General features: G+C 67.6%; 20 protein-coding genes and 1 pseudogene. 8 read left to right on the forward strand and 13 right to left on the reverse strand.

All coding sequences use genetic code 11. The features are described from left to right. Window positions 1-74: 74 nt before the first annotated feature. From glnA to ACAM52_RS17710, 9 genes are all read right to left on the reverse strand, one after another. Entirely contained in the window at window positions 75-1490 is a 1416-nt protein-coding gene (glnA, locus tag ACAM52_RS17670) for a type I glutamate--ammonia ligase (RefSeq protein WP_062470904.1), read from the reverse strand. A gap of 147 nt (window positions 1491-1637) precedes the next feature. Next, window positions 1638-2438, reverse strand: coding sequence for a competence/damage-inducible protein A (locus tag ACAM52_RS17675; protein WP_369644140.1), 801 nt, complete (start codon window positions 2436-2438; stop codon window positions 1638-1640). Then, window positions 2435-3340: an EI24 domain-containing protein gene (locus ACAM52_RS17680; protein ID WP_369644141.1), complete on the reverse strand. Its 906-nt coding sequence runs from the start codon at window positions 3338-3340 to the stop codon at window positions 2435-2437. Before ACAM52_RS17680 ends, ACAM52_RS17675 begins: the two co-directional genes overlap by 4 nt. A gap of 56 nt (window positions 3341-3396) precedes the next feature. Next, the gene (locus ACAM52_RS17685) at window positions 3397-4371 is read right to left on the reverse strand and encodes a sterol desaturase family protein (RefSeq protein ID WP_070059806.1); all 975 of its coding nucleotides are present in this window, start codon (window positions 4369-4371) and stop codon (window positions 3397-3399) included. Between the two features lie 16 nt (window positions 4372-4387). Further along, window positions 4388-5218: a polysaccharide deacetylase family protein gene (locus tag ACAM52_RS17690; protein ID WP_369644142.1), complete on the reverse strand. Its 831-nt coding sequence runs from the start codon at window positions 5216-5218 to the stop codon at window positions 4388-4390. Beyond that, on the reverse strand, window positions 5202-6215 hold the full coding sequence (locus tag ACAM52_RS17695) for a YncE family protein (protein WP_062470897.1): 1014 nt from the start codon (window positions 6213-6215) through the stop codon (window positions 5202-5204). The genes ACAM52_RS17690 and ACAM52_RS17695 overlap by 17 nt, the downstream gene beginning before the upstream one ends. Before the next feature lie 105 nt (window positions 6216-6320). Beyond that, on the reverse strand, window positions 6321-7061 hold the full coding sequence (locus ACAM52_RS17700; RefSeq protein ID WP_369644143.1) for a pseudouridine synthase: 741 nt from the start codon (window positions 7059-7061) through the stop codon (window positions 6321-6323). Window positions 7062-7122: 61 nt separating this feature from the next. Continuing rightward, a complete protein-coding gene (ggt, locus tag ACAM52_RS17705; protein WP_095950003.1) occupies window positions 7123-8859 on the reverse strand; it encodes a gamma-glutamyltransferase in 1737 nt (578 codons plus the stop codon). Between the two features lie 61 nt (window positions 8860-8920). After that, a complete protein-coding gene (locus tag ACAM52_RS17710; RefSeq protein WP_369644144.1) occupies window positions 8921-10516 on the reverse strand; it encodes a methyltransferase regulatory domain-containing protein in 1596 nt (531 codons plus the stop codon). A 145-nt stretch (window positions 10517-10661) separates the two neighbouring features. Between ACAM52_RS17710 and ACAM52_RS17715 the strand changes: the two genes are divergently transcribed. Then, complete coding sequence (locus ACAM52_RS17715; RefSeq protein WP_062470893.1) at window positions 10662-10868, forward strand: hypothetical protein; 207 nt, start codon at window positions 10662-10664, stop codon at window positions 10866-10868. A 150-nt stretch (window positions 10869-11018) separates the two neighbouring features. Here the strand turns inward: ACAM52_RS17715 and ACAM52_RS17720 are convergent, their stop codons facing one another. Both ACAM52_RS17720 and ACAM52_RS17725 read right to left on the reverse strand, forming a co-directional pair. Continuing rightward, entirely contained in the window at window positions 11019-11381 is a 363-nt protein-coding gene (locus ACAM52_RS17720; protein ID WP_369644145.1) for a hypothetical protein, read from the reverse strand. Between the two features lie 140 nt (window positions 11382-11521). Further along, window positions 11522-12051: pseudogene (locus tag ACAM52_RS17725) on the reverse strand (ureidoglycolate lyase). A 213-nt stretch (window positions 12052-12264) separates the two neighbouring features. Here ACAM52_RS17725 and ACAM52_RS17730 point away from each other — a divergent pair. Together ACAM52_RS17730 and ACAM52_RS17735 are read left to right on the forward strand one after the other, a co-directional pair. After that, a complete protein-coding gene (locus ACAM52_RS17730) occupies window positions 12265-13590 on the forward strand; it encodes an MFS transporter (protein WP_369644146.1) in 1326 nt (441 codons plus the stop codon). A 74-nt stretch (window positions 13591-13664) separates the two neighbouring features. Beyond that, window positions 13665-14384, forward strand: coding sequence for a FadR/GntR family transcriptional regulator (locus ACAM52_RS17735; RefSeq protein WP_369644147.1), 720 nt, complete (start codon window positions 13665-13667; stop codon window positions 14382-14384). 4 nt (window positions 14385-14388) lie between these two features. Here ACAM52_RS17735 and ACAM52_RS17740 read toward each other — a convergent pair whose 3' ends face one another. Together ACAM52_RS17740 and ACAM52_RS17745 are read right to left on the reverse strand one after the other, a co-directional pair. Continuing rightward, window positions 14389-14706 (reverse strand): antibiotic biosynthesis monooxygenase, encoded by a 318-nt coding sequence (locus ACAM52_RS17740; RefSeq protein ID WP_095744461.1) that lies wholly within the window; start codon window positions 14704-14706, stop codon window positions 14389-14391. Next, a complete protein-coding gene (locus ACAM52_RS17745; protein ID WP_369644148.1) occupies window positions 14703-15656 on the reverse strand; it encodes an alpha/beta fold hydrolase in 954 nt (317 codons plus the stop codon). The genes ACAM52_RS17740 and ACAM52_RS17745 overlap by 4 nt, the downstream gene beginning before the upstream one ends. 354 nt (window positions 15657-16010) lie before the next feature. Between ACAM52_RS17745 and ACAM52_RS17750 the strand changes: the two genes are divergently transcribed. The 5 genes from ACAM52_RS17750 to ACAM52_RS17770 all read left to right on the forward strand — a co-directional run bounded on the left by ACAM52_RS17750 (window position 16011) and on the right by ACAM52_RS17770 (window position 21808). Further along, complete coding sequence (locus ACAM52_RS17750) at window positions 16011-16844, forward strand: DUF6502 family protein (protein ID WP_095950009.1); 834 nt, start codon at window positions 16011-16013, stop codon at window positions 16842-16844. Beyond that, complete coding sequence (locus tag ACAM52_RS17755) at window positions 16841-18187, forward strand: DUF5666 domain-containing protein (protein ID WP_369644149.1); 1347 nt, start codon at window positions 16841-16843, stop codon at window positions 18185-18187. The genes ACAM52_RS17750 and ACAM52_RS17755 overlap by 4 nt, the downstream gene beginning before the upstream one ends. Before the next feature lie 370 nt (window positions 18188-18557). After that, entirely contained in the window at window positions 18558-19028 is a 471-nt protein-coding gene (locus ACAM52_RS17760; RefSeq protein ID WP_083259040.1) for a hypothetical protein, read from the forward strand. A 373-nt stretch (window positions 19029-19401) separates the two neighbouring features. Beyond that, window positions 19402-21084: a sensor histidine kinase gene (locus ACAM52_RS17765; RefSeq protein ID WP_369644150.1), complete on the forward strand. Its 1683-nt coding sequence runs from the start codon at window positions 19402-19404 to the stop codon at window positions 21082-21084. 37 nt (window positions 21085-21121) lie between these two features. Next, window positions 21122-21808: a response regulator transcription factor gene (locus tag ACAM52_RS17770; RefSeq protein WP_354347821.1), complete on the forward strand. Its 687-nt coding sequence runs from the start codon at window positions 21122-21124 to the stop codon at window positions 21806-21808. Window positions 21809-22321 lie beyond the last annotated feature (513 nt).

Below are 22321 nucleotides of genomic sequence, written 5' to 3' on the forward strand. Positions count from 1 at the left end.
ACCAAGGAAAAAGGACGGCCGGGGCCGTCCTTTTGTCTTACTTGCCCGCCGGGGCGGGCTTGCTGTGGCGCTTTTTACAGCGAGTAGTACATGTCGAACTCGACCGGATGGGTCGCCATGCGGAAGCGCGTGACTTCCTGCATCTTGAGGTCGATGTACGCGTCGATGTACGAGTCGGTGAACACGCCGCCCTTGGTCAGGAACGCACGGTCCTTGTCCAGGTGCTCCAGGGCCTGGTCCAGGCTGTGGCAGACGGTCGGGATCAGCGCGTCTTCTTCCGGCGGCAGGTGGTACAGGTCCTTGCTGGCGGCTTCGCCCGGATGGATCTTGTTTTCCACGCCGTCCAGGCCGGCCATCAGCAGCGCGGCAAAGCCCAGGTACGGGTTCATCAGCGGATCGGGGAAGCGCGCTTCGACGCGGCGGCCCTTCGGGTTGGCCACGAACGGGATGCGGATCGAGGCCGAACGGTTCTTGGCCGAGTAGGCCAGCTTCACCGGGGCTTCGAAGCCGGGCACCAGGCGCTTGTAGCTGTTGGTGCCGGGGTTCGTGATGGCGTTCAGGGCACGGGCGTGCTTGATGATGCCGCCGATGTAGTGCAGCGCGAAGTCCGACAGGCCTGCGTAGCCGTCGCCGGCGAACAGGTTCTTGCCGTCCTTCCAGACCGACTGGTGCACGTGCATGCCGGAGCCGTTGTCGCCGACGATGGGCTTGGGCATGAAGGTGGCGGTCTTGCCGTAGGCGTGGGCCACGTTGTGGATCACGTACTTCTGCAGCTGAACCCAGTCGGCGCGCTGCACCAGCGTGCTGAAGCGGGTGCCGATCTCGAGCTGGCCGGCGTTGGCCACTTCATGGTGATGCACTTCGACCGGGATGCCCAGCGATTCGAGCACCAGGCTCATTTCCGAGCGCATGTCCTGGAAGCTGTCGACCGGGGGCACCGGGAAGTAGCCGCCCTTGACTGCGGGACGGTGGCCGCTGTTGCCGTGCTCGAACTCCTTGTCGGTGTTCCACGAGGCTTCTTCGGACTCGATCTTCACGAAGCAGCCCGACATGTCGTTCTTCCAGCGCACGCCGTCGAACACGAAGAATTCGGGTTCCGGACCGAAGTAGGCGGTGTCGCCCAGGCCGGAAGCCTTCATGTACGCCTCGGCGCGCTTGGCGAGCGAACGCGGGTCGCGCTCGTAGGCCTTGCCGTCTGCCGGGTCGATCACGTCGCAGGTCAGGATCAGCGTCGTTTCTTCGAAGAACGGGTCGATGTTGGCGGTGTTCGGGTCGGGCATGAGCTGCATGTCCGAGGCTTCGATGCCCTTCCAACCGGCGATGGACGAACCGTCGAACGCGTGGCCCGAGGTGAATTTGTCTTCATCGAAGTGCGACACGGGCACGGTCACGTGCTGCTCTTTGCCGCGGGTGTCGGTGAAGCGCAAGTCGACGAACTTGACCTCGTTTTCCTTGACGAGCTTGAGTACATCGGCGACGGTCTTTGCCATCAGTTTCTCCTGAGTTGGATGGTGGTTAGGAATACAGGGACGGGAGGATGCAGTTTCTGTGCCATTGTCACCCCGCCGGATGAGGCCCGGGTGACGGCCCAGGGGCTGCCGGAAAAGGAAAAAATCACTAAATTGGTGCAATGCAGATTAACGCACCAATTCGGGGCCTAGCTTCGCATCGAAAGTGTGCAGACCTTCGATGAGCTGGCCATAGGCGGCATCGAGCTTCGCGGGGTCGCCCTTGACGCCCAGCTCGATGTGGCGCCCGTACTGGGGGTGATCCACGCTGGGCAGGCTGAACACCTTGATGCCGGCGTGCGCCTGCTCGATGGCCTGCATCAGGGGCGTGAGGGTGGCTTCCATCGCACCGAAAACGATCACGGACTTCTCGGCAATGGCGTTGCGGGTGAACAGATCGGCATACCGGCTGTCGAGCACCGACTCGATCATGGGCCAGGCCATGACCGGAAAGCCCGGCACGAAATGCACGTGCTCGACGCTGAACCCCGGGATCTTGTTGTACGGGTTGCGGATGATCGACGCGCCCTGCGGAAACACGCCCATGTTCAGGCGGTGGATGTTGTCGGGCCGGTCGGGCTCGTAGGGCATGCCCTGCTCCAGGGCCGTGTCCTGCATGCGCTCGCGGATCAGCGCCTCGGCCTCGGGGTGCAGCGCCAGCGGCACGCGCAGGGCCTGGGCGGCGCACTGGCGGGTGTGGTCGTCGGGCGTGGCGCCGATGCCGCCGGTCGAGAACACGATGTCGCCCGAGGCGAAGGCGCGCATCAGGGCCGCGGTGATCCGCGTGGGCTCGTCGCCCACGTACTCGGCCCAGCCCAGTTGCAGGCCGCGCGCGGCCAGCAGCTCGATGACCTTGGCCATGTGCTTGTCGGCCCGCTTGCCGGAAAGGATCTCGTCGCCGACGACGATGAGACCGAATGCGCGTGTCATGGAGAACTCCATTGAGAAAGAGCGGCCTTGTTGGCCTCGGTGGCTTGCGCCGCCTCGATCGCCTGCTGCTGTGCGTCGCCGCTGCCGGCCGCGGGCTGCTGCGCCGCGCGTTGGGCGCGCAGCTGGGTCAGGGCGTCGAGGCAGTAGTGCGCGAACCAGAGCGCGGAGAAAGCAAAGACCAGCGTGTAGATCCAGATGGCGATCGGCACCAGCACGAAGAAGGCGGCGGCGAACAGCAGGCCCGAGGCCCACACGATGCTCGGCGCGGCGCCCAGGTAGCCGCACAGCACGCCGATGCACAGCAGCGGCAGCCGGTGGGCGCGCAGCAGCGCGGCGCGCTCTTCGGGGCTGGCGTGCTCGGCCAGCGCGTCGAAGCTCATCACCCGGTAGGTGAGCCAGCCCCAGATCAGCGGCGGCAGGATCAGCACCAGCGGCGGAATGAGCCACAGCGGCATCGACACCACCAGCGCGATCAGCGCCAGCACGGTGGCGCCGAGCGAGCGCAGCACGCTGCCGAAGAAGGAGGCGCCCTTCTTCTGTTCGAGCGTGGGAAAGCGCCGTTCGGCCACGAGCTTGGTGAGCGCCGGCGCCATGAAGCCGGCCACGATGAGCAGCGACAGCACCACGATCAGTGGCGTGACGCCGAACACCACCACCAGCGGCGCCAGCGCGGCCGTGACGTCGCTGGAGAAGAGGCGCCCGATCCAGGCCCAGAAGCTGGACAGCAGCGGCCAGGCGTCGAGGGCCTCGCGCGTCCAGGCGACGGCCGCGTCCCAGTAGAAGTAGCCGAGCCCCGCGGCCAGCAGCACCATGAGCGCCAGCGGCAGGAGCGACAGCACGATCACGCGCGGGAGCATGCAATAGGCCACCGCGCGCCAGAAGGAGTCAAGGAGCAGGCGCATGAGGTTCGAGGATAGCGCAAGGCCCCGGCCCGCCCGCTGCCGGGCCTGCGGGCGGATCAGGCGCGGCCGAACAGCCGCTTCAGCCCCAGCCACTGCTGCGACCAGAAGCCCTGGCCGTAGTCGCGCGGGCGGCCGTCGGCGCCGGGCTCGACCTGGTCGCGGATGCCGGTCGGGTCGTAGCGGTTCTCGAAGTTGGCGGTGCGAAAGAGCATGTCCCACCAGGGCAGCAGCACGCCGAAGTTGTGGCCGCCGAGCGTGCTCCGGCCGTGCGACTCGTGGCCCAGCCCGATGCTGTGGTGCAGCCGGTGGAAGCGCGGGCTGACCCACAGCCGCTCGCCGATGGCTCCGAAGCTCAGCCGCAGGTTGGCGTGCTGCAGGCTCTCGCTGAGCTGGGTGAAGGCCACGACGGCGATGAACTGGCCCGGCGCCACGCCGATCAGCTGCGCCACGATGACGATGAGCGTGTCGTGGATGACGTCGTCCAGCAGGTGGTTGCGGTCATCGCTCCACATCGTCATCTGGCGCTGCGAGTGGTGCAGCGAATGCAGGCTCCACCACCAGTTGAACTGGTGCTGGCCGCGGTGGATCCAGTAGCCGACGAAGTCGAGCACCACGAGGTAGATGGCAAAGGCCACCCACGGCACGTCGGTCACGCCAGGCCAGGCCTCGTCCAGGTGGAAGGTGCCCCACCCGGCCATGCGCAGGCTGCCGAGCAGGTCGTCAAACAGGGGCTGCAGCGTGAAGAACAGCGCCAGCCGGAACAGGCCCAGCCGGTGGATCAGCGTGTAGAGCACGTCGATGCGGATGGCGCGGCGGTCGGTCACGGGCTCGACCGCGCGCCAGCGCTGCAGCGGACCGATCACGGCCAGCAGCACGAGGATCTGGATCACGCCGACCAGCAACCAGCCGGTGGCGTCGAAGGCGTCCTCGGCCCAGCCGCCCAGGCCGATGGCGTACACCAGCGGCTGCACGGCGGTCTCGAAGAGCCAGCCCTGCATGGCGGAAAAAACGTCGGTCAACCAGTCGATCACGGCGAAAACTCAGGAATCAAGGGTGGGAGGCGATCCAGGCGCGGTAGTCCGGGTGCTGGCGCAGCGTGCGAAAGCAGAAGCCCTTGGCCTTCAGGCCGACGATGAGCGGCTCCAGGTTGGCGGGCGCCCACGGGTCCTTGCGCGACCAGATGCCCAGGTGCGCCAGCAGAATGTCGCCGGGGCGGATGCCCGCGAGCGCCTGGGCCAGCAGCTTCTGGTTGCTGAAGGCCTCGCTGGGCAGCTCGTCGCCCAGGAAGCCGGCGGGCGACCAGCCCACATGCGCGTAGCCGCAGTCCCTGGCGGCCGCCAATAGAGCGGGCGAGGTCTTGCCGCCCGGCGCGCGGTACAGCGGCAGCGGCTTCTTGCCGGTGATGGCGGCCAGCCGGTCGGACGACTTGCGGATGTCTGCGCAGTACTGGGCCGCGCTCCAGACCGACTCCTTGCCGGTCTGCGGGCCGGCCGACGGCTTGATGCGAAAGCTCGGCGGCGTGCCCTTGACGTCGCCGCGCCAGTAGGCGTGGTCGTAGGTGTGCGAGCCGAACTCGTGGCCTTCGGCCGCCCTCGCCTTCCACCACGGCGCCCAGTGGTCGTCCAGGCTGTCGCCGTCGGTCTGGGTGCGCTCGGCGGCGGCGAAGAAGGTGACGCGCACGTCCTGGCGCTTGAGCACGTCGGCCACCAGCGGGGCGATGCCCATGTGACCCGTGTCCAGCGTCAGGTAGACCGGCTTGTCGCAGGCGGCAGCGTCCTGGGCCCCGGCCGCCGGCACGGTGGCGCAGGCCAGCGCCGCGACGGCGAAGGCCACCCCGGCGGTGCGCAAGCCACGCACGCGCTCAGATGCGCTTGGCATGGTCGAGGGTCCAGACGCCGTGCGGCGAGCGGCCGACGTTGATCTGCCGCACGACCTTCTGGCTCGCGAGATCGACCACCGTGAGCTTCTTGGCCCAGCGCGAGGTCACGTACAGCGTCTTGCCGTCGGCCGACACGTCCATGCAGTCGGGGCCGCCGGGCACGTTGTAGGTGGCGACGACCTTCAGCGTGGTCAGGTCGATGCGGCTGATGGTGTTGGCGACCCGGTTGCTCACGAACACGGTCTTGCCGTCGCCGGCCGAGCGGAAGGCGTGGGCGCCCTTGCCGGTGGGGATCTTGCCGACCAGCTTGGGCTGGGCGCCGGCCACGTCGAACACCTGCACGCCGTCGCTGCCGGTGAGGCCCACGAGCAGCGTCTTGTCGTTGTGGGCGCCGAAGATGTCGGCCGGCATGGCGCCGGTGGCCATGCGCCAGCGGATGGTCTGCGTCGGCAGGTCGACCGCGATCAGCTCGTCGCTGTCCTGCATGGTGACGTAGGCCACGGTGCTGGTGTTGTCGATCCAGATGTGGCTGGGCGTCTTGCCGGTGGCGATGCGCTTGACCAGCTTCAGGTCCTTGCCGTCCCAGCGGTACACGTCGACGTGGTTCAGGCGGTTGGCCGCCGTGACGAACCACTTCATGTCGCGCGAGAACTGCAGCTGGTAGGGATCGATGATCCCGTACACCACGCGCTGCACCTCGGCCGTGCGCGGGTCCAGGAAGGTGAGCGAATCGCCCGCCGAATTGGCCACGATGACCGACTTTTCGTCGGGCGTCATGTAGATGTGGTGCGGCTCCTTGCCGGTGGGAATGCGCTGCTTCTCGGTCCAGTCGACCGGGTTGATCACGCTCACGCTGGCGTCCAGCGAATTGAGCACAAAAACCGGTGGAGGGGCCGGCGGCGCCGCCGCGGCGGGGAGGGTCACCAGGGCTGTCAGGCACAGGCAGGACAGCAGGAAGGCCGCGATGCGGCCGTTCGGGCGGGCAGGGAGTCGCAAGGGAAGGTTCCGGGAGAGGGTTAACAATCTTAACGGTCGAACCCGACAAACAGCTGACCGCCGGCGCCCCCTCACCCGCTGTTGCGCGCGGCGCCTTGACCTATGTCAAGCGGCCCGGGGCACCGGCGCGCGCAGCTGGGCCACCTGTTCGGCCGTGAGCCAGCGCCATTGCCCCGGCGCCAGGTCGTCCGGCAGCGCCAGGCCGCCGATGCGCGAGCGGTGCAGCCCCTCGACCCGGTTGCCGACCGCGGCCAGCATGCGCTTGACCTGGTGGTACTTGCCTTCGGTGAGCGTGAGCCGCAGGTGCAGCGGGCTGTCGGATTCGCAGGCGGCCGCGCGCACGGGCTTCGGATCGTCGTCGAGCACCACGCCGGCCAGCAGCTTGGTGATCTGCGCCTCGTCGATCGGGTGCTTGGCCGTCACCTCGTAGACCTTGGGCACATGGTGCTTGGGCGAACCCATCTTGTGGATGAACTGGCCGTCGTCGGTCAGCAGCAGCAGGCCGGTGGTGTCCTGGTCGAGCCGGCCGATGGCCTGCACGCCCTGCACCGCGCCCTTGTTGGGCCGAAGGCGCAGCGGCGACGGCAGCAGCGTGTAGATGCTCGGGTAGGTCGAGGGCTTCTGCGAGCACTCGGTGCCGGCCGGCTTGTGCAGCATCAGGTAGGCCTTCTCGTGGCAGGCCCACTCGGTGCCCTGCACGGTGAACAGCAGGCCTTCGGGGTCGAGGTCGGCGAAGGGGTCGGTCACGGCCGCGCCGGCGATGCTCACGTGGCCTTGCTGGACCAGGCCCGCGCACACGCGGCGGGTGCCGAAGCCCTGGGTATAGAGGATGTCTTGCAGGTGCATGAAAAATGAAAAAAGCGGCCGTGCCGACAGGGGCACGACCGCCTTCAAGTGTGCCGCAGGTTCAGTAGCCTGCTGCCAGGCCCGTGTTGCGGCGCGGGTCGTTGGCGCCGTAGAAGCGATTCGCACCCACCGGCTTGCCGCCCAGCGAGGGCGCGCCGACGATGATCGCCGCCAGGTGGTTGGCCGGCTGCGGCACGCCCAGGTTATGGCCCATGTCGGTCAGGATCTTGCGGGTGTCGGGGCTGATCGCGAAGGTCTCGACGTTGGTGACATCAGGCAGCCACTGCTGGTGGAAGCGCGGCGCATCCACGGCCTCCTGCACGTTCATGCCGTAGTCGACCACGTTCAGGATGGTGTGCAGCACGGCCGTGATGATGCGGCTGCCGCCGGGTGTGCCGACCACGAACACGGGCTTGCCATCCTTGGAGACGATGGTCGGGCTCATCGAGCTCAGCGGGCGCTTGCCCGGGGCGATGGCGTTGGCCTCGCCCTGCACCAGGCCGTACATGTTGGGCACGCCGATCTTCGAGGTGAAGTCGTCCATCTCGTTGTTCAGCAGCACGCCGGTCTTGTCGGCCGTGACCTTGGCGCCGAACCAGTCGTTCAGCGTGTAGGTGACCGAGACCGCATTGCCCCACTTGTCGGTGATCGAGTAGTGGGTGGTGTTGCTGCCTTCATGCGGCGCGACGCCGGGCTTGATGTCCTTGGACACGCCGGCCTTCTTGGGGTCGATGGCGGCGCGGATCTTGGCGGCGTAGCCCTTGTCGAGCAGGCGGTCGAGCGGGTTCTTCACGAAGTCGGGGTCGCCCAGGTAGCTGTTGCGGTCCACGTAGGCGTGGCGCATGGCTTCGATCTGGTAGTGCACCGACTCCGCCGAGCGAAAGCCCAGGTCCTTGAGCGGATAGCCCTCGAGGATGTTGAGCATCTCGCAGATGATCACGCCGCCCGAGCTCGGCGGGGGCGCCGACACCACGCGGTAGCCGCGGTAGTCGCACTCGACCGGCGCGAGTTCGCGCGTCTTGTACTGGTCAAGGTCGGCCTGCGTGATGATGCCCTTGCCGGCCTGGCTCGACGCCACGATGGCCTTGCCGACCCAGCCCTTGTAGAAGCCGTCGGTGCCCTTGGCGCTGATTTCCTTCAGTGTCTTGGCGAGGTCTTTCTGCACCAGCTTCTGGCCGACCGCGAAGGGCTCGCCCTTGTTCAGGAAGATGGCGCCGGAGACCGGGTCTTTCTTGAAGTCGTTGGTGGCGGTGAGCAGCATGTCGATGTCGCCCTGCTCCAGCGCGAAGCCCTTGTCGGCCAGCTGGACCGAGGGGGCGATGAGGTCGGCGCGCTTCATGGTGCCGTACTTCTCGCGCGCGTACTCCATGCCCGACACCGAGCCCGGCACGCCCACGGCGAGGTGGCCGTGAGTGCTCAGGCCCTTGACGACGTTGCCGTCCTTGTCGAGGTACATGTTGGCCGTGGCGGCCAGCGGGGCCTTCTCGCGGAAGTCCAGGAAGGTCTTGCGGCCGTCGGCCAGCTGCACGGTCATGAAACCGCCGCCGCCGAGGTTGCCGGCCGCCGGGTACACCACCGCCAGCGCATAGCCCACGGCCACCGCCGCATCGACCGCGTTGCCGCCGCGCTTGAGCACATCGACGCCGACCTTGCTGGCCAGGTGCTGCGCGCTCACGACCATGCCGTGTTCGGCCGCCACCGGCGCCTGCGACGCGGCCTGCGAGCCGCCGGCCGCCGCCAGGGTGAGCGCGGCCGCGACGGCGGCGCGCAGGGTGGGGGTCCACTTGAAGTGCTGCATGGAAAAGTCTCCTCTGTGCGTTGGATGAAGAATGAGGGAGGGGTGAATGGAAAGTGGGTCGTCAGGCCGTGAGCAGCGCCTTGCGCCGCAGGCTTTGCAGCGCCTGCGCCACCTGCTCCTGCGCGAAGGCGTGCAGCGCCGACGGGTCGGTCAGCGGCTGGTCGTCCTTGAGGAAGCGCAGGCGTTCGGCGCGCACCTCGTCGAGCAGGAAGGCGGCCAGCGCCTCGTGCGTGTGCGCCCCGTCGAGCAGCGGCAGCAGGCTGCGTTCGAGCACCGTGAGCGACACCGGCTCGTGCCACTGGTTGCAGAGCACGGCCGTCGCTTGCGACGCGGGCACGCCGGCCAGCGCGCGGCGCACCGGCGCCAGCACCTGCGGCAACGCGGACACGGCAGAAGCCGCCGACACCGGCGTGCGGCGGATGCGCAGCGCGCCGAGGATCAGCAGCTCCTCGAGCATGGCCAGCACGATGGGTTCGACGGCCGCGCGCGGCTCGCCGGTGAGCGTCACGACAGCGGCCAGCAGCGCTTCGGTCGACATCGAACACGGATAGCTCGCGTCGAGCGCCTGCGCCACCGCCTTGTGCGCCGGCAGCCGCAACGTGACCTTCAGGTCGCGCAGCGCGGTGCAGGGCTGCTCGCGGGCGTCGATGGTGAGCGCATCACCGCCATCGACGCGGAAGATGCCGGCGAATTCCAGCGCGCGCAGGCGGGGAACCTCGAGCCGGTAGCGGATGTTCGCGGCGTTGCCCTGCTTCACCAGCAGCGTCTGGCGGAAGGTGCGGTTGACCAGGAAGTCGAGGTACTGCTCCATCATCACCTGGCTGCCGCCGCACTCGCGCAGCAGCGGGTCGCGCACCTTCTCGCCGTAGTTCTGCACGAACATGGTCGAGGGCTCGGCGTCGCACAGGTAGGCCAGCCCGCGCGCCTCGGCACGCGCGACGAACTCCTTGAAATAGCAGGGCTCGTTGCAGGGCTCGAGGAACTCGTGCAGCAGGTAGTAGTTGCCGGAGTTGCGCACGATCGGCATCGTCTCTTCGAGCGTCTTGCGCAGCACGCTGTCGGGCCGGGCCGACTGCTCGAGGAACTCGAGCATGCCGCGCGCGTAGGAGAGCTTTTCTTCGGGCGTGTCGCGCGGGCCGCCGCGCAGGATCATCGCGTCGCGCACGATCTCGCGCGCCTTCCAGCCGGGGTACACGTTGTAGCTCACGTACACCACGCCATTGGGCGCCAGGTTCTCGGCGCACACGCGCAGGATGGCGTCCTGCACCGGCCCCGGCACCCAGCTGTAGACGCCGTGGCAGACGATGTAGTCGAAGAGGCCGAACGAGGCGTCGATGTCGGCGATGTTGAAGGCCTTGAGCTCGATGTTCGACAGCCCCGCGTGGTCGAGCGCCGCAGCGCCCTGGGCCACCTGCACGCGCGACAGGTCCACGCCCACCGCGCGCGCCTGCGGATGGCGCGTCGCGAAGGGAATCAGGTTGCCGCCGGCGGCGCAGCCCAGCTCGAGCACGCGCGCCTTGTGCGGCGGCGGCGCCTCGAGTCCGAACAGGAAGGCCAGGGCTTCCAGGTGCTCCACGGCGGACTGGGGGAACGGGTGCGAGTCGTAGGGCACCGCATCGTAGTAACTGGTGAGCGTGGAAGTCAGAGAGTCCGGCACGAACGTCCTTTGGGGATCGGAAGGGGCTGCAGCAGTGCTCGCAGACTATAGCCCCGTGCCCTCGCAAAAAGAAGCCGGCGCGGGCCGACCCGCCCTGCCCTGGCCGCAGGCTCATGCGCTTGCACGACCTCTTTAGAATGGCCCGATGAACTGGCGCATCACACTGTTTCCCCTGGCTTTGGTCATTGCCGGCTGCTCGACGCCGCCCAACCAGATCGTTCCCTTCCGCGACGGTGTGCTGCGTGCCATGACCTACACCCAGGCCTCGGACTACTGCAGCGCCAAGAGCCAGGAGCCGAAGTGGCTCGGCAAGGCACCGGCCGAATCCGGCGTGCTGTTCCAGTGCCAGTAAGCCACCTCATCACGCAGGGCTGACGCCCGGCCGCACCGCTCAGGCGTCGATGTCGATGAGCGCCAACCCGCTCTCGCGGTCGCAGGTCTTGCGCAGGTAGCCCGGCGACTCGACCATTACATGGCGAGGCGTGTTCTTCCGTTCAAGGCGTCATCGGGGGGAGTTCTGCCTGCAGTCCTCGGCGGTGCCCCGGCAGTCGTCCTGGCGCGAGGGCGCACCGGGGTCGTCCACGCGGGGCTTGTCCTCGCCGGCCCGCTTCGCGTCCGTCGGTGGCTTTTTCACCATGCCGGGGTCGCGGTCGGGCGGCGCGGGCTTCACCAGCCGCGGATGGCCATGGGGCGGCGGCTTCACGAGGAGTTCGGGGTCGGGGCCGGGTTGCGCTTGCGGCTTGACCGGCGGTGGCGGCGACTTGTCGGCCGACTGCGCAGCAGCCGGCCCGGCGACGAGCGCCGCGACGCCCAAGACCCCGATGGCGAGGCTTCCGGCAAACATCGATTTCGTTGGATTGCGCATGGCGTTCACCCATGCCCGAAGGTTTCACCAGGGCGCTCCCGGCGGTGTAGGCCTCTTTCGCCAATGGCCGCAAGTCGGCGTCGCGGTACCCGTCGACGCTGGCGCAGCCGCCGGGCGATGGCCGCAGGGATGGCGCGCGCTCAGCCCGCCAGGCTGACGCGCACCACGCACGCCATCGGCACCAGAATCTCGTCGCAGTTCGGCCCGGCCCCGCCGCGGTCGATCACCACGAAGCTGGCCGGCTGCTGCGTGACCACCAGCGGGTGGTGCCAGACCCCGCGCGCGTAGTTCACGCCCTGCGCCCGTCGGTGACGAAGGCGCGGATGTCTTCCACGCGCACCGTGTCGCCCGCCGGCGCCACCACCACGAGAAAGCGGCTGCCGTCCATCGGCACGAAGGCCTGGCTGCCCAGCGGGTGGCGCTCCAGCATGCCCACCTGCAGCGGCATCGCGTAGGGCTGCGTTTCGAAGATGTTCACCAGCACGCGGCTGTCGCCGGGGCCCGGGTCCACGCGCGCCAGGTCGTGAAAGCGCGTGGTCATGCCCGCGTTGATCGGCATCGACCGGGCGTGCGCGCTCTCGATGACGTCACCGAACGCGGCGAACGCCTCGCGCGTCAGCGGCTGCGCAACGAGCGCGAGCGCCGCGGGCGTGCCCGGCGCCGGGGGCAGGAAAGTGGGGCTGGCAATCGTCAACAGAAACTCCTCGGCTTTTGGTCCAACTGGTATTACCAGTATCCTTGCGATACATCCACTCAGTCAATCTCCCGGCGTCAGGGAAATCGCTAGTGTCCAATGGCGCATGAGGCCTTAAGGTCTCGGTCGCGTTAAATCATACCGGTAATACCAGTTAATCCACCCCCATCGACGCCTTCGAGGACCGCCATGTCAACCACCACCCTTCATGCGCCGCTGCAGCCGGCCACCACCTCTGCTGCAGCGGAGAACGCGCTCTACAAGAAAGTGGCATGGCGACTCATGCCGTTCCTGATGCTCTGCTACGTGGCCGCCTACCTGGACCGCGTGAATGTCGGCTTCGCCAAGCTGAACATGCTCAGCGACCTGCAGTTCAGCGAAGCCATGTACGGGCTGGGCGCGGGCCTGTTCTTCATCGGCTACTTCTTCTTCGAGGTGCCGAGCAACCTGCTGATGCACCGCATCGGCGCCAAGGCCACCATCTCGCGCATCATGATCACGTGGAGCCTGATCTCGGCCGCGATGATGTTCGTGACCACGCCCACGCAGTTCTACGTGCTGCGCTTCCTGCTCGGGGCGGCCGAGGCCGGCTTCTACCCGGGGATGATCCTGTACCTTACCTACTGGTTTCCCTCGCACCGGCGCGCCAAGATGGTGGCGGTGTTCATGTGCGCGATTCCGGTGTCGGGCGTGCTGGGCGGACCGCTGTCGGGGCTGATCATGGACGCCATGCACGGCATGGGCGGGCTGCGCGGCTGGCAGTGGCTGTTCCTCATCGAGGCGCTGCCCTCGCTGGTGATCGGCCTGCTGGTCATCGTGTACCTCGACAACAGCATCCAGGCCGCACGCTGGCTCACCGCCGAAGAAAAGGCCGTGCTCGCACGCAACATCGCCGCCGAGAACGCCACCAAGGGCGGCACCAGCCACATGACGCTGCGCGCGCTGTTCGCCGACCGCCGCATCGTGAAGATGGCGCTGATCTGCTTTTGCACGGTGATGGGGCAGTACGGCCTGACCTTCTGGCTGCCCACGCTGGTACGCCAGTCGGGCGTGTCGGGCGCGCTGAACATCGGGCTGCTCACAGCCATTCCCTTCGCCGTGGCCATCGTCTCGATGCTGCTGGTGAGCCGCAGCTCCGACCGCATGCGCGAGCGCCGCTGGCACCTGATCGTGCCCTTCTGCTGCGGCGCGCTGGGCCTCACGCTGAGCGCGATCTTCAGCAACAACGTGTACCTCTCGCTGGCCGCATTGGCCCTGGCCGCGGGCGGCAGCCTGGCGACGTCGCCGCTGTTCTGGAGCCTGCCGACAGCCGTCCTGTCGAGCGCGGGCGCAGCAGCCGGCATTGCGCTCATCAACTCCTTCGCCAACCTGGCCGGCTTCGTGAGCCCGTACATGATCGGCCTGATCAAGGACGCCACGAAGAGCACCGACATCGCGTTGTTCGTGCTGGCCGGCGTGCTGCTGTTCGGCGCCTTCCTCACCTGGACGGTGCCGGCCAAGCTGGTCAACAAGTAGGGAAGGCCCCGGGGTGCGGCCACAGTAAGATTTCCAGCTCCCGCCACTGCCGCACTTCGCACCGAAAACCACCCATGCTCGCCTCCCCCGCCGTCGCCGCCACCGCCGCCCGCCTGATCCAGCAGCGGATCGCGGACGGCACCTACGCGGCCGGCGGGCTGCTGCCTTCGCAGCGCGACCTGGCCGAGCAGCTCGGCATCAGCCGCACCTCGCTGCGCGAAGCGCTGTCGACGCTGCAGGGCACGGGCCTGGTCATTCCGCGCCCCGGCAAGGGCATGTACGTGGCCGAGGACGGCGGACAACAGGCGCCGACCGCCTCCCCGGCCTGGAAGTTCGCCACCTCGCATTCGCTGCAGGACGTGTACCAGCTGCGCTTCGCGGTCGAGAACTTCACCGCGCGGCTGGCCTGCCTGGTCATCGAAGCGGACGACCTGGCGGCGCTGCGCGCCAATGCGCAAGCCATGCGCGCATGCATCGACGCCGGCGACTTCACGCAGGCCACGCAGCTCGATTTCGACTTCCACATGCAGATCATCGGCATCGCAGGCAACCAGGCCATCGCCGAGATCCTGCGCAACAGCGCCGAGGTGATGCAGGAGAGCCAGCGCCTGCCCTTCTACAAGCGCGGTGCGCGCCATGCCACCTACGACGAGCACATGGCGATCATCGAAGCGCTCGCGCAAGGCAACCCGGCGCTGGCGCAGCAGGCGATGACGCAGCACATCGTGCAGGCCGCGCAGCGCGCGGGCGTGCACTTTCCGACGGGGCTCGAAGCGGCTTCGGCAGCAGCCTGACGCTTCAGGTCCACGTGTCGACGACGATGCGCAGCACCTCGACACGCTCGGGCAGCTCGATCAGAAACTCCGCATCGCGCGGCAGGTGGTGCACCCCATTCGGGTCGCCGCCGGTGAACGCGCTCATCGCGGCCACGTCGGGCCAGTAGGAGGTCGTGACGAACTCGGTCTCGGTGGCGCGGTCTTCCCGGAACAGCTGCACCGCGAGCGCCGTCTTGCGCAACGGCGGAATGCCTTCAGCCAGCAGGTAGCGTTCGTAGGCCTCCGCGCGATCGGGCGTGACGCGGCCGCGCCAGATGCGCGCGATGGTGGCGACGCTCATACCGGCACGCCTTCGATCGTCCGGGTGGATGCAGACGCTGGCGCCGGCAGGTGCCGCCCCAGGAAATCGCGCAGCGGCGGCAGCACCTCGGCCAGGTGCGTCTCGAGCAGCCAGTGGCCCCCGTCGTCGAACGCGTGGAACTGGGCGTCGGGCAAGTCGCGCAGGTAGGCACGGCCGGCCTCGATCGGCATGTAGCCGTCCTGCGGCCCCCACAGGATCAGCGTGGGCGGGCGGTACGTGCGCAGGTAGTCCTGGTAGCGCGGAAACCACCGCAGGTTGTCCTTCAGCCCCTTCATGAGACCGAGCGCAATGCCGCGCCGCGCGGGCGTGTCCATCAACGGCCAGTGAAGGCGCCAGAGATCGGGCGCGAGCCGCGGGGCCACGCGCGACGACACCTCGCCGATGAACTCGTCGCGAAAGCCTTCTTCGCTCACGGCGCGCTCCAGCACCGCGAGATGGGCCTCGCTCGGGTCGTTCCAGTACGCCCGGATCGCCGCGTACTTCGGCCCCAGCGTGTCTTCGTAGATGTCGCCGTTCTGGATGATCAGCGCCGTCACCCGCCCGGCCCGCCGCATTGCATGGCGCAGGCCGATCTGCGAACCGTAGTCGTGCAGGTACAGCGCGTAGCGGCGCAGCGCGAGGGCGGCGGTGAAGCGGTCGAGGAAGTACGCGTAGCCATCGAAATCGAACACGAAGTTCTCCTCGGGCGTGCCGCTGTAGCCGAAGCCCGGGAAATCGGGCGCCACCACGCGCCAGCGGTCCGCCAGCGCCGGCATCAGCGCGCGGTACTGGAACGAAGAACACGGATAGCCGTGCAGCAACAGCAGCACCGGGGCCCCCACCGGACCGGCCGCGCGATAGAAGACCTCGACGCCATCGATCTGCACCGTGCGGTGCGTGACGGCGGTCGTGCCGGCCGCGTCGTTCTTTCGGGGGTTCGCATTGGCCATCTCGGCTCCTTGAGACATGCAAAGAAACAGAGGTGTCTTTGTCGCCTCCGGCGCGGGGCCCGCATGTGGGAAAGGGCCGACCCTGGGTGTCGTCCAGGCCGCGCGCGCCCTGCGGCGGGCACGCTGCAGGGCGACATAGGCAACCTGGCCGGCCCGTCGGCCGATCGGCCTTGGCAGCACCGGCCGGACGGTCGCCCCGCGCCTGAACATGAAACTTTGGCTCACTGGCCGTCAAACCGCAGTCCAAAGCTTTCACTGCAGCGCGGTGCGCAGGACAATGGGGCGTTGATGGTGGTCGGGGCGCCGCCTCCGATCCTGTCGGCATCGCACTTTCAGGACTACACACGTCGCGTCATGGAACAACGGCTGGAATGGGCCCTGGCGGCCTGCTCACGCATCCTTCGACCCGTGGTGAAGCTCGCCCTCGCGATGGGGGTCAAGCACCCCCACCTGGAGGAGTTGCTGCGTGACCTGCTGATCGAGGAGGCGCAGCACTCCTGGCGCAGCCAGGGCGTTCCCAAGCCCAACCTGAGCCAGTTGTCGGTCACCACCGGCCTGAACCGCAAGGCCGTGACCGCCAAGGTCCGCTCCACCGTCGACCCCCTGCCCCACACCGAACTGTCGGCCGCAGCCAAGACGTTCACGCTGTGGCTGCAGATGCTGACCGAAGACGCTTCGTTCCGGCGCCTGCCCGTCACCTCGGGCCACACGGCGCCCTCGTTCGAGGCGGTCGCCCGCCTGAGCAGCCGCGGCAACGTCCACCACCGCACCATCCTCGACGAGCTGATCCGGCTGAACATGGTGACCGAAAACGAGGGCATGGCCGAACTCACCGCCGACGGTTTCGTGCCCGTGCAGGACCTTCAATCGATGCTGGCTTTCCTGGGCGACAACGGCCGGGACCACCTGCTGGCGGCCGTCGCCAACACGCTGGGCGAGCAGCCCCGCATGCTCGAGCGCGCGGTGTACGCGCGCGGGCTGTCGCTGAACGATTGCGAACAGATCCACCGCCTGGTGCGCGACCGCTGGTCCGCCCTGCACCACGAGCTCGCGCAGGAAATGGCACAGGCGGTCAGCCGCGCGCCGGCCCGCGCCGAAGGACGAATCCGTGTCGGCATCTACACCTACTACGAGGACGAGGGCACGCCGCCCCCGCCCGCGTCCTCTGAAAGCGAGCGCCCCTCATGAGCACGATCCAAACACCCCGCCGCCTCCTGCTGGGCCTGTTCTGCGCCGGCCTCATGGCCCTGTTGATGTCCTGCGGAGGCGGCGGTGGTGCCTCGACCGGGAACCTGGGCCTGGGCACCGGCACCGCGATCGGCGGTGACAGCCCGGGCGGCGCGGGCACGGGCACAGGCGGGGATGGGACCGGGTCCGGCTCGGGCAACGCCGGCACGGGCGGCTCCGGCGACACCGCCAGCAACGGCAACACCGACGGCTCCGGTGTCGGCTCGGGCGGCACCGGCGTGACTGCGGACGCCGCCGGCATCGGCGCCGCGGACGGCCTGGGCAGCATCATCCTGAACGGCCTGCGCTACACCACGGACACGGCCACCATCACCGTCGAGGACGCCACCGAACTCCAGATCGGCATGAGCGCGCGGGTCGCCGGCAAGGTCGACCCCGACTTCACCCGCGGCATCGCGACGCAGGTCGTGTCGGCGGCCGAACTGCGCGGCGCCGTCTCGCGCATCGACGTGGGTGCCGGCAGCTTCGTCGTCATGGGCATCAACGTGACCATCGACGCGGCCACGGTCTGGGCCGACGCGAACGGGCTTGCCAACGTGGCCGACGGCAGCCTCGTCCAGGTGTGGGGCCTGCCCGGCGCGCCGGGCACGCTGCGCGCCACCCGCGTGCTGACCGCACCCACGCTGACCGCCCCGCTGGTCACGGGCGCCATCCAGAACCTCAATGTGACGAGCCAGACCTTCACGCTCGGCCAGCTGACGGTCAGCTATGGCGGCGCCAGCTTCGCGGGCATCGACGCCTCGTCGCTGGCCAACGGCGTCATCGTGCGCGCCCGCGGCACGGCCGCGCCGGTCGGCAACGCGTTCACGGCGACCCAGGTGCAGGGCTGGTACGCGATACCGACGAGCAACGGCATCGCACTGCAACTGGCGGGGGACATCACCGATTTCGTCTCGCGCGGCGCCTTCAAGGTGCTGGGCACGCCGGTGGACGCCACCAACGCGCAGATCACGGGCGGCCCCGTCGGTGCGCTCGGCAACGGCGTGAAGGTCGAGGTCGACGGCTTCATGTCCAGCGGGGTGCTGGTCGTCAAGAAGCTGCGCATCCGCCATGTGCCGGGCACGGGCGGGCCGGCCTCGTTCACGCTCATCGGCGCCATCGGCGGCTACCAGTCTGCGGCCCGTTTCCGGGTCCAGGGCCAGCCGGTGGACGCCAGCGGGCCGGGTACCACGTTCGAGAACGGCACCGCCGCGAACCTGGCCAACGGCCAGCGCGTGGCCGTCGTGGGAGACCGGGTGGTCGACGGCGTTCTCATCGCCCAGCGGGTGACTTTCAACCCGTGACCTGAAGCGGCGGCCCAGCGCCCCGCCCCTTCCGGTGGCAGGCGACGCCGGGCTTTCGCACTTCTTCAGTTCCAGTTCGACACCGTCGCAGCGGGGCGGGCGTCGGCCTGCGTGCACGCGGGCCAGATAACACCTTCGGCCATCTATCTCCAAATCCATGGCGAAAGTACGAAAAAGGGACTAAAGTGAAAAAATCACATTTCTTACATTGGTGGCTTCCGTGTCTGTTCCCGCGAGTTCAGTGCGACCGTTGCTCCCCGTTGGCATCGCAGGCCCACGCCTGACGGATGCCTCCCTGTGCGGGGCTGCGCATCGGGTGCCTGTTCGTCGCCGGACCAGCCGGCAGCGCTGACACTGCGAGGAGTACCGCATGCCGCTCGTCCTTCTTCTTCGCCTCATGAACAAGCGTTTTCCGGTCATGCTCACGGCGGACGCGGACATCCGGCATGCCTCGGTGCTGGTCGCCACCGGACTCATCGAAGCCGAGTTCCACGTCGACAACTTCGGCTACCAGCGGTACGAAAGCGCCCAGGTCTTCGCCATCACGGAGGAAGGGCACGCGGAGATCGCCACGCTTTGCGGCAACGGCGCCTCGGTGCATGAAGAACGCCCCCAATGGAGCGTGATGCCGCTCGATTACCTGCGCAGGATCGGCAACTCGACCTTTCCCCTGCACACCGAGGACCCGTCGGAGATCAACTCCGTGGCGGTCCTCGAAGCCGCCGGCATGGTGGAGGCCACCCTCCCCCCGATCTGCCGCGCACGGCAGAAGCTGCGCCAAGCCACCGTCCTGCGCGTCACGCCCCTGGGACGGACGGCGCTGGTGCCACGGCGGGGCTGAATCCAGCTCCGGATCGCACGGCGCGCCCGCCCTGGCACGCCGGGGATCGGTGCGCCCGGCGCGCACGAACACCGCCCCTCGCGCCCCCTTGCCCTGAACCTCCATGAACCGGGTACCCGTTTGCGATGCGGCGCTCCCCGCCCGAAAGGAAGCCCCTCGTACGGCGATGAAAAAAGCCTGCCCACTACACAAATGCAACCATGTGAAACAGACGTCACAGATCACCCACGAGTTTCCCTTCGAGTACCAAAGCAGTAATGTGAAACCTTCACATACACCACGTCATTTGCAAGAAGAAATGAACGCCAGGCTGTTACCACCGAACTTCGGCCTCTGCCGTGCATGAAACAGTTCATGCGAAGGATGTCCTGCCATGCGCGCCCCCGTCTCCGCCCCGAGCCTCGACAGCAGCCTGTCGACGGATGCGCTCATGGCCGCCCGCATGCGGCTGGTGCTGTCGATCTCGGCGGTGCTGGCCATGGCGGTCGATGCGGGGCCCGCACGGCAACCGGTGGCCAGCGCGGTCTGGCTGGCCTTTTGCGGATACCTCCTGCACAGCGTGCTGGTGCACGCCTGCACACAGGGCGGCTGGCGCCATGTCCAGGGCAAGGCGGTCCACTGGTCTGACGTGATGTGGTTCACGCTGATCGTCTTCGTGACGGGCGGCGTGCACAGCCTGTTCTTCCTGTTCTATTTCTTCGCCATCCTGACCTCCTCGTTCCGCTGGGGCTTCGAGGAAGGCGCCCGCGTGACGATTGTCTCGGTCGCGTCGTTCGCTGCCTGCGGGCTCGGCACGAGCACGGGCGACGACGCGCCGCAGCTGCTGATGCGCACGACCTTCCTGCTGGCGCTGGGGCACATGATCGTGCACTGGGGCGGCTCCAAGCTCACCCTGCAGCGGCGCCTGGCCCTCTTGGGCGACATCAGCCAGCTGTCGAACCCGCGCTTCGGCGCGGGCCGCACCATCGCCCGCACGATGGAAAAGACGCTGGCCTTCTTCAAGGCCAGCCATTGCATCCTCATGACGCGGGACACCGCCACCGGCAACTGGACCCTGCGCACGCTGCGCAAGGACGACACCTGCGAGCACGTCGGTGTCGAGACGCTCGGCGGCATCGCCGAGTCGCCGCTGATGGCGCTGGAGCATCCGCACACCGTGCTGAGCAACCGCCTGCCCTGGCCCCTGAACCACTTCTTTGCGCGCAGCCACATGCACGGCCCCGGCGCGATCGGCTGGCGCCCCGAGGGCCGCGACGGCGCCAAGCGCAGTGCCGCGGTGGCCGCCATGCTCGAGGCCCGCGCGTTCATCAGCGCCGCGCTGCCGCTGCGCTTGGGCGAGGGGCGCGTGTTCATCTCGTCGCGCAACGGCCACTTCAGCAAGTCCGACGCGCTGTTCCTCGCGCACCTCATGGAACAGATCTTCCCGGTCATCGAGACCATCGAAGTGCTCGACCGCATGGCCTCGGAAGCGGCCGCGACCGAGCGCCTGAAGATCTCGCTGGACCTGCACGACACCGCCGTGCAGCCCTACATCGGGCTGCGCATGGGCCTGTGCGCCCTGCGCAAGAAGGCCGCCGCGGACAACCCGCTGCTCGAGGACCTGGACAAGCTCGCCGAGGTGGCGAGCGGCGTGATCGCCGACCTGCGGCGCTTCGCGGGCGCGGTCAAGGCCGGCCCGGAAAGTTCGTGCGGCCTCGTGCTGCATCAGCTGTACAGCCAGGCCGCCCGCATCCAGGGGCTCTACGGCATCGAGATTTCGGTGAACGTCGAAGGCCACGTGCGTCTTGACGACCGCATGACCGCGGAGGTCCTGCAGATGGTGGGCGAAGGCCTGAACAACATCTGCAAGCACACGCAGGCCCGCCGCGGCAGCGTGCGCATCGGCTGCCGCAATGGCTGCCTGCACCTGCGCATCGAGAACGAAAGCGGCGAAGAGAACTTCGCGCCCTTCCGGCCACGCTCCCTCAGCGACCGCGCGGCGGCGCTCGGAGGCCGCGCGCAGGTCAGCCGGTGCCGCGGCGGCGGCACCGAGGTGCTGATCGAAATCCCCATCTGAGCCCCCAAAGCACGACAACAGTCCGAGGAGTCTCCTCATGCAAACCGAAGCCCATCCCATCGGCGTCCTGCTGGTGGACGATCACCAGACCATGCTGTGGGGCCTGTCCCGGCTGATCGACGGCGAACAGCCGCGCATGAAGGTCGTCGCCACCGCCAGCTGCTGCGAAGAGGCCGTGGCGCACACGCAGAGCCTGGCCCCCGACGTCATCGTGCTCGACCTCGACCTGGACGGTCATTGCGCCCTCGACATCCTGCCGCAGCTGCTGTCGAACGAGGTCTCGCGCGTGGTCGTGCTGACCGGCGAACGCGAGCAGCGCACCCTGGACCTCGCGGTGCTGCGCGGCGCGCGCGGCGTGATGCGCAAGGACGCCTCGGCCGAGCAGGTGCTCGATGCGATCGAACGCGTGCACCACGGCGAACTCTGCGTCGACGCCCCGACCATGGGCCGCGTGCTCTCGGAACTCACCTCGGTGAAGAAGCCGCCGAAAGCCGACCCCGAGTCCGCCAGGCAGGCCAGCCTGACCCAGAAGGAGCGCGACATCGTCCGCACCGTGGTGCACGGCAGCGGCGCCTCCAACAAGACGCTGGCCGGGCAGGCCTTCGTCACCGAACACACGCTGCGCAACCACCTCACGTCGATCTACCAGAAGCTCGGCGTGACGAACCGGCTCGAGCTCTACATCTACGCCGTCAAGCACCACCTCGACGCCATGGCGCACTGACAGCGCCCTGCCCGCCCCCGTCCTTCGGGACGCCCACTGCGGGCCGCTCAGCGTCGGCATGCCCCTCCGGGACCCGCCATTTCCCCGCTTTTCCGATCCCCGCCTGCTGCGATCAGCTGGCGTGCGGGAGCGCACCGCACTGGCAGAGGAGGAAAAGATTCGGCACCGTATTTCGTGCCACCTCAAAGAAATTGAATTTCAATTGAATTGAAAAAATCATGATCAAGCGAGAAAATAATCTCACAAAATAAAAACTGAATAACAGACAATTTGGTTAATAGAAGATTTCATTCAATTCAAATATCATTGGAATTTCAATAATCAAATTATTTCCACGGTTTCAATTGGTTTTTTGAATATTTTATTTCACCGAACACCAAATACCCATTTAAAAATGAATTTCATGTTTGATTAATTTGATTCTTTTCAAAATTTCCATGCATAAATAAGCCAATTCCACTTTTCAACCAGCATTGCTCACTTGGCGAACAATGCGTCGTTTTTCACGATCCG

The organism is Variovorax sp. V118 (assembly GCF_041154445.1).
In the GTDB taxonomy this organism is placed as follows: Bacteria; Pseudomonadota; Gammaproteobacteria; order Burkholderiales; family Burkholderiaceae_C; genus Variovorax; species Variovorax boronicumulans.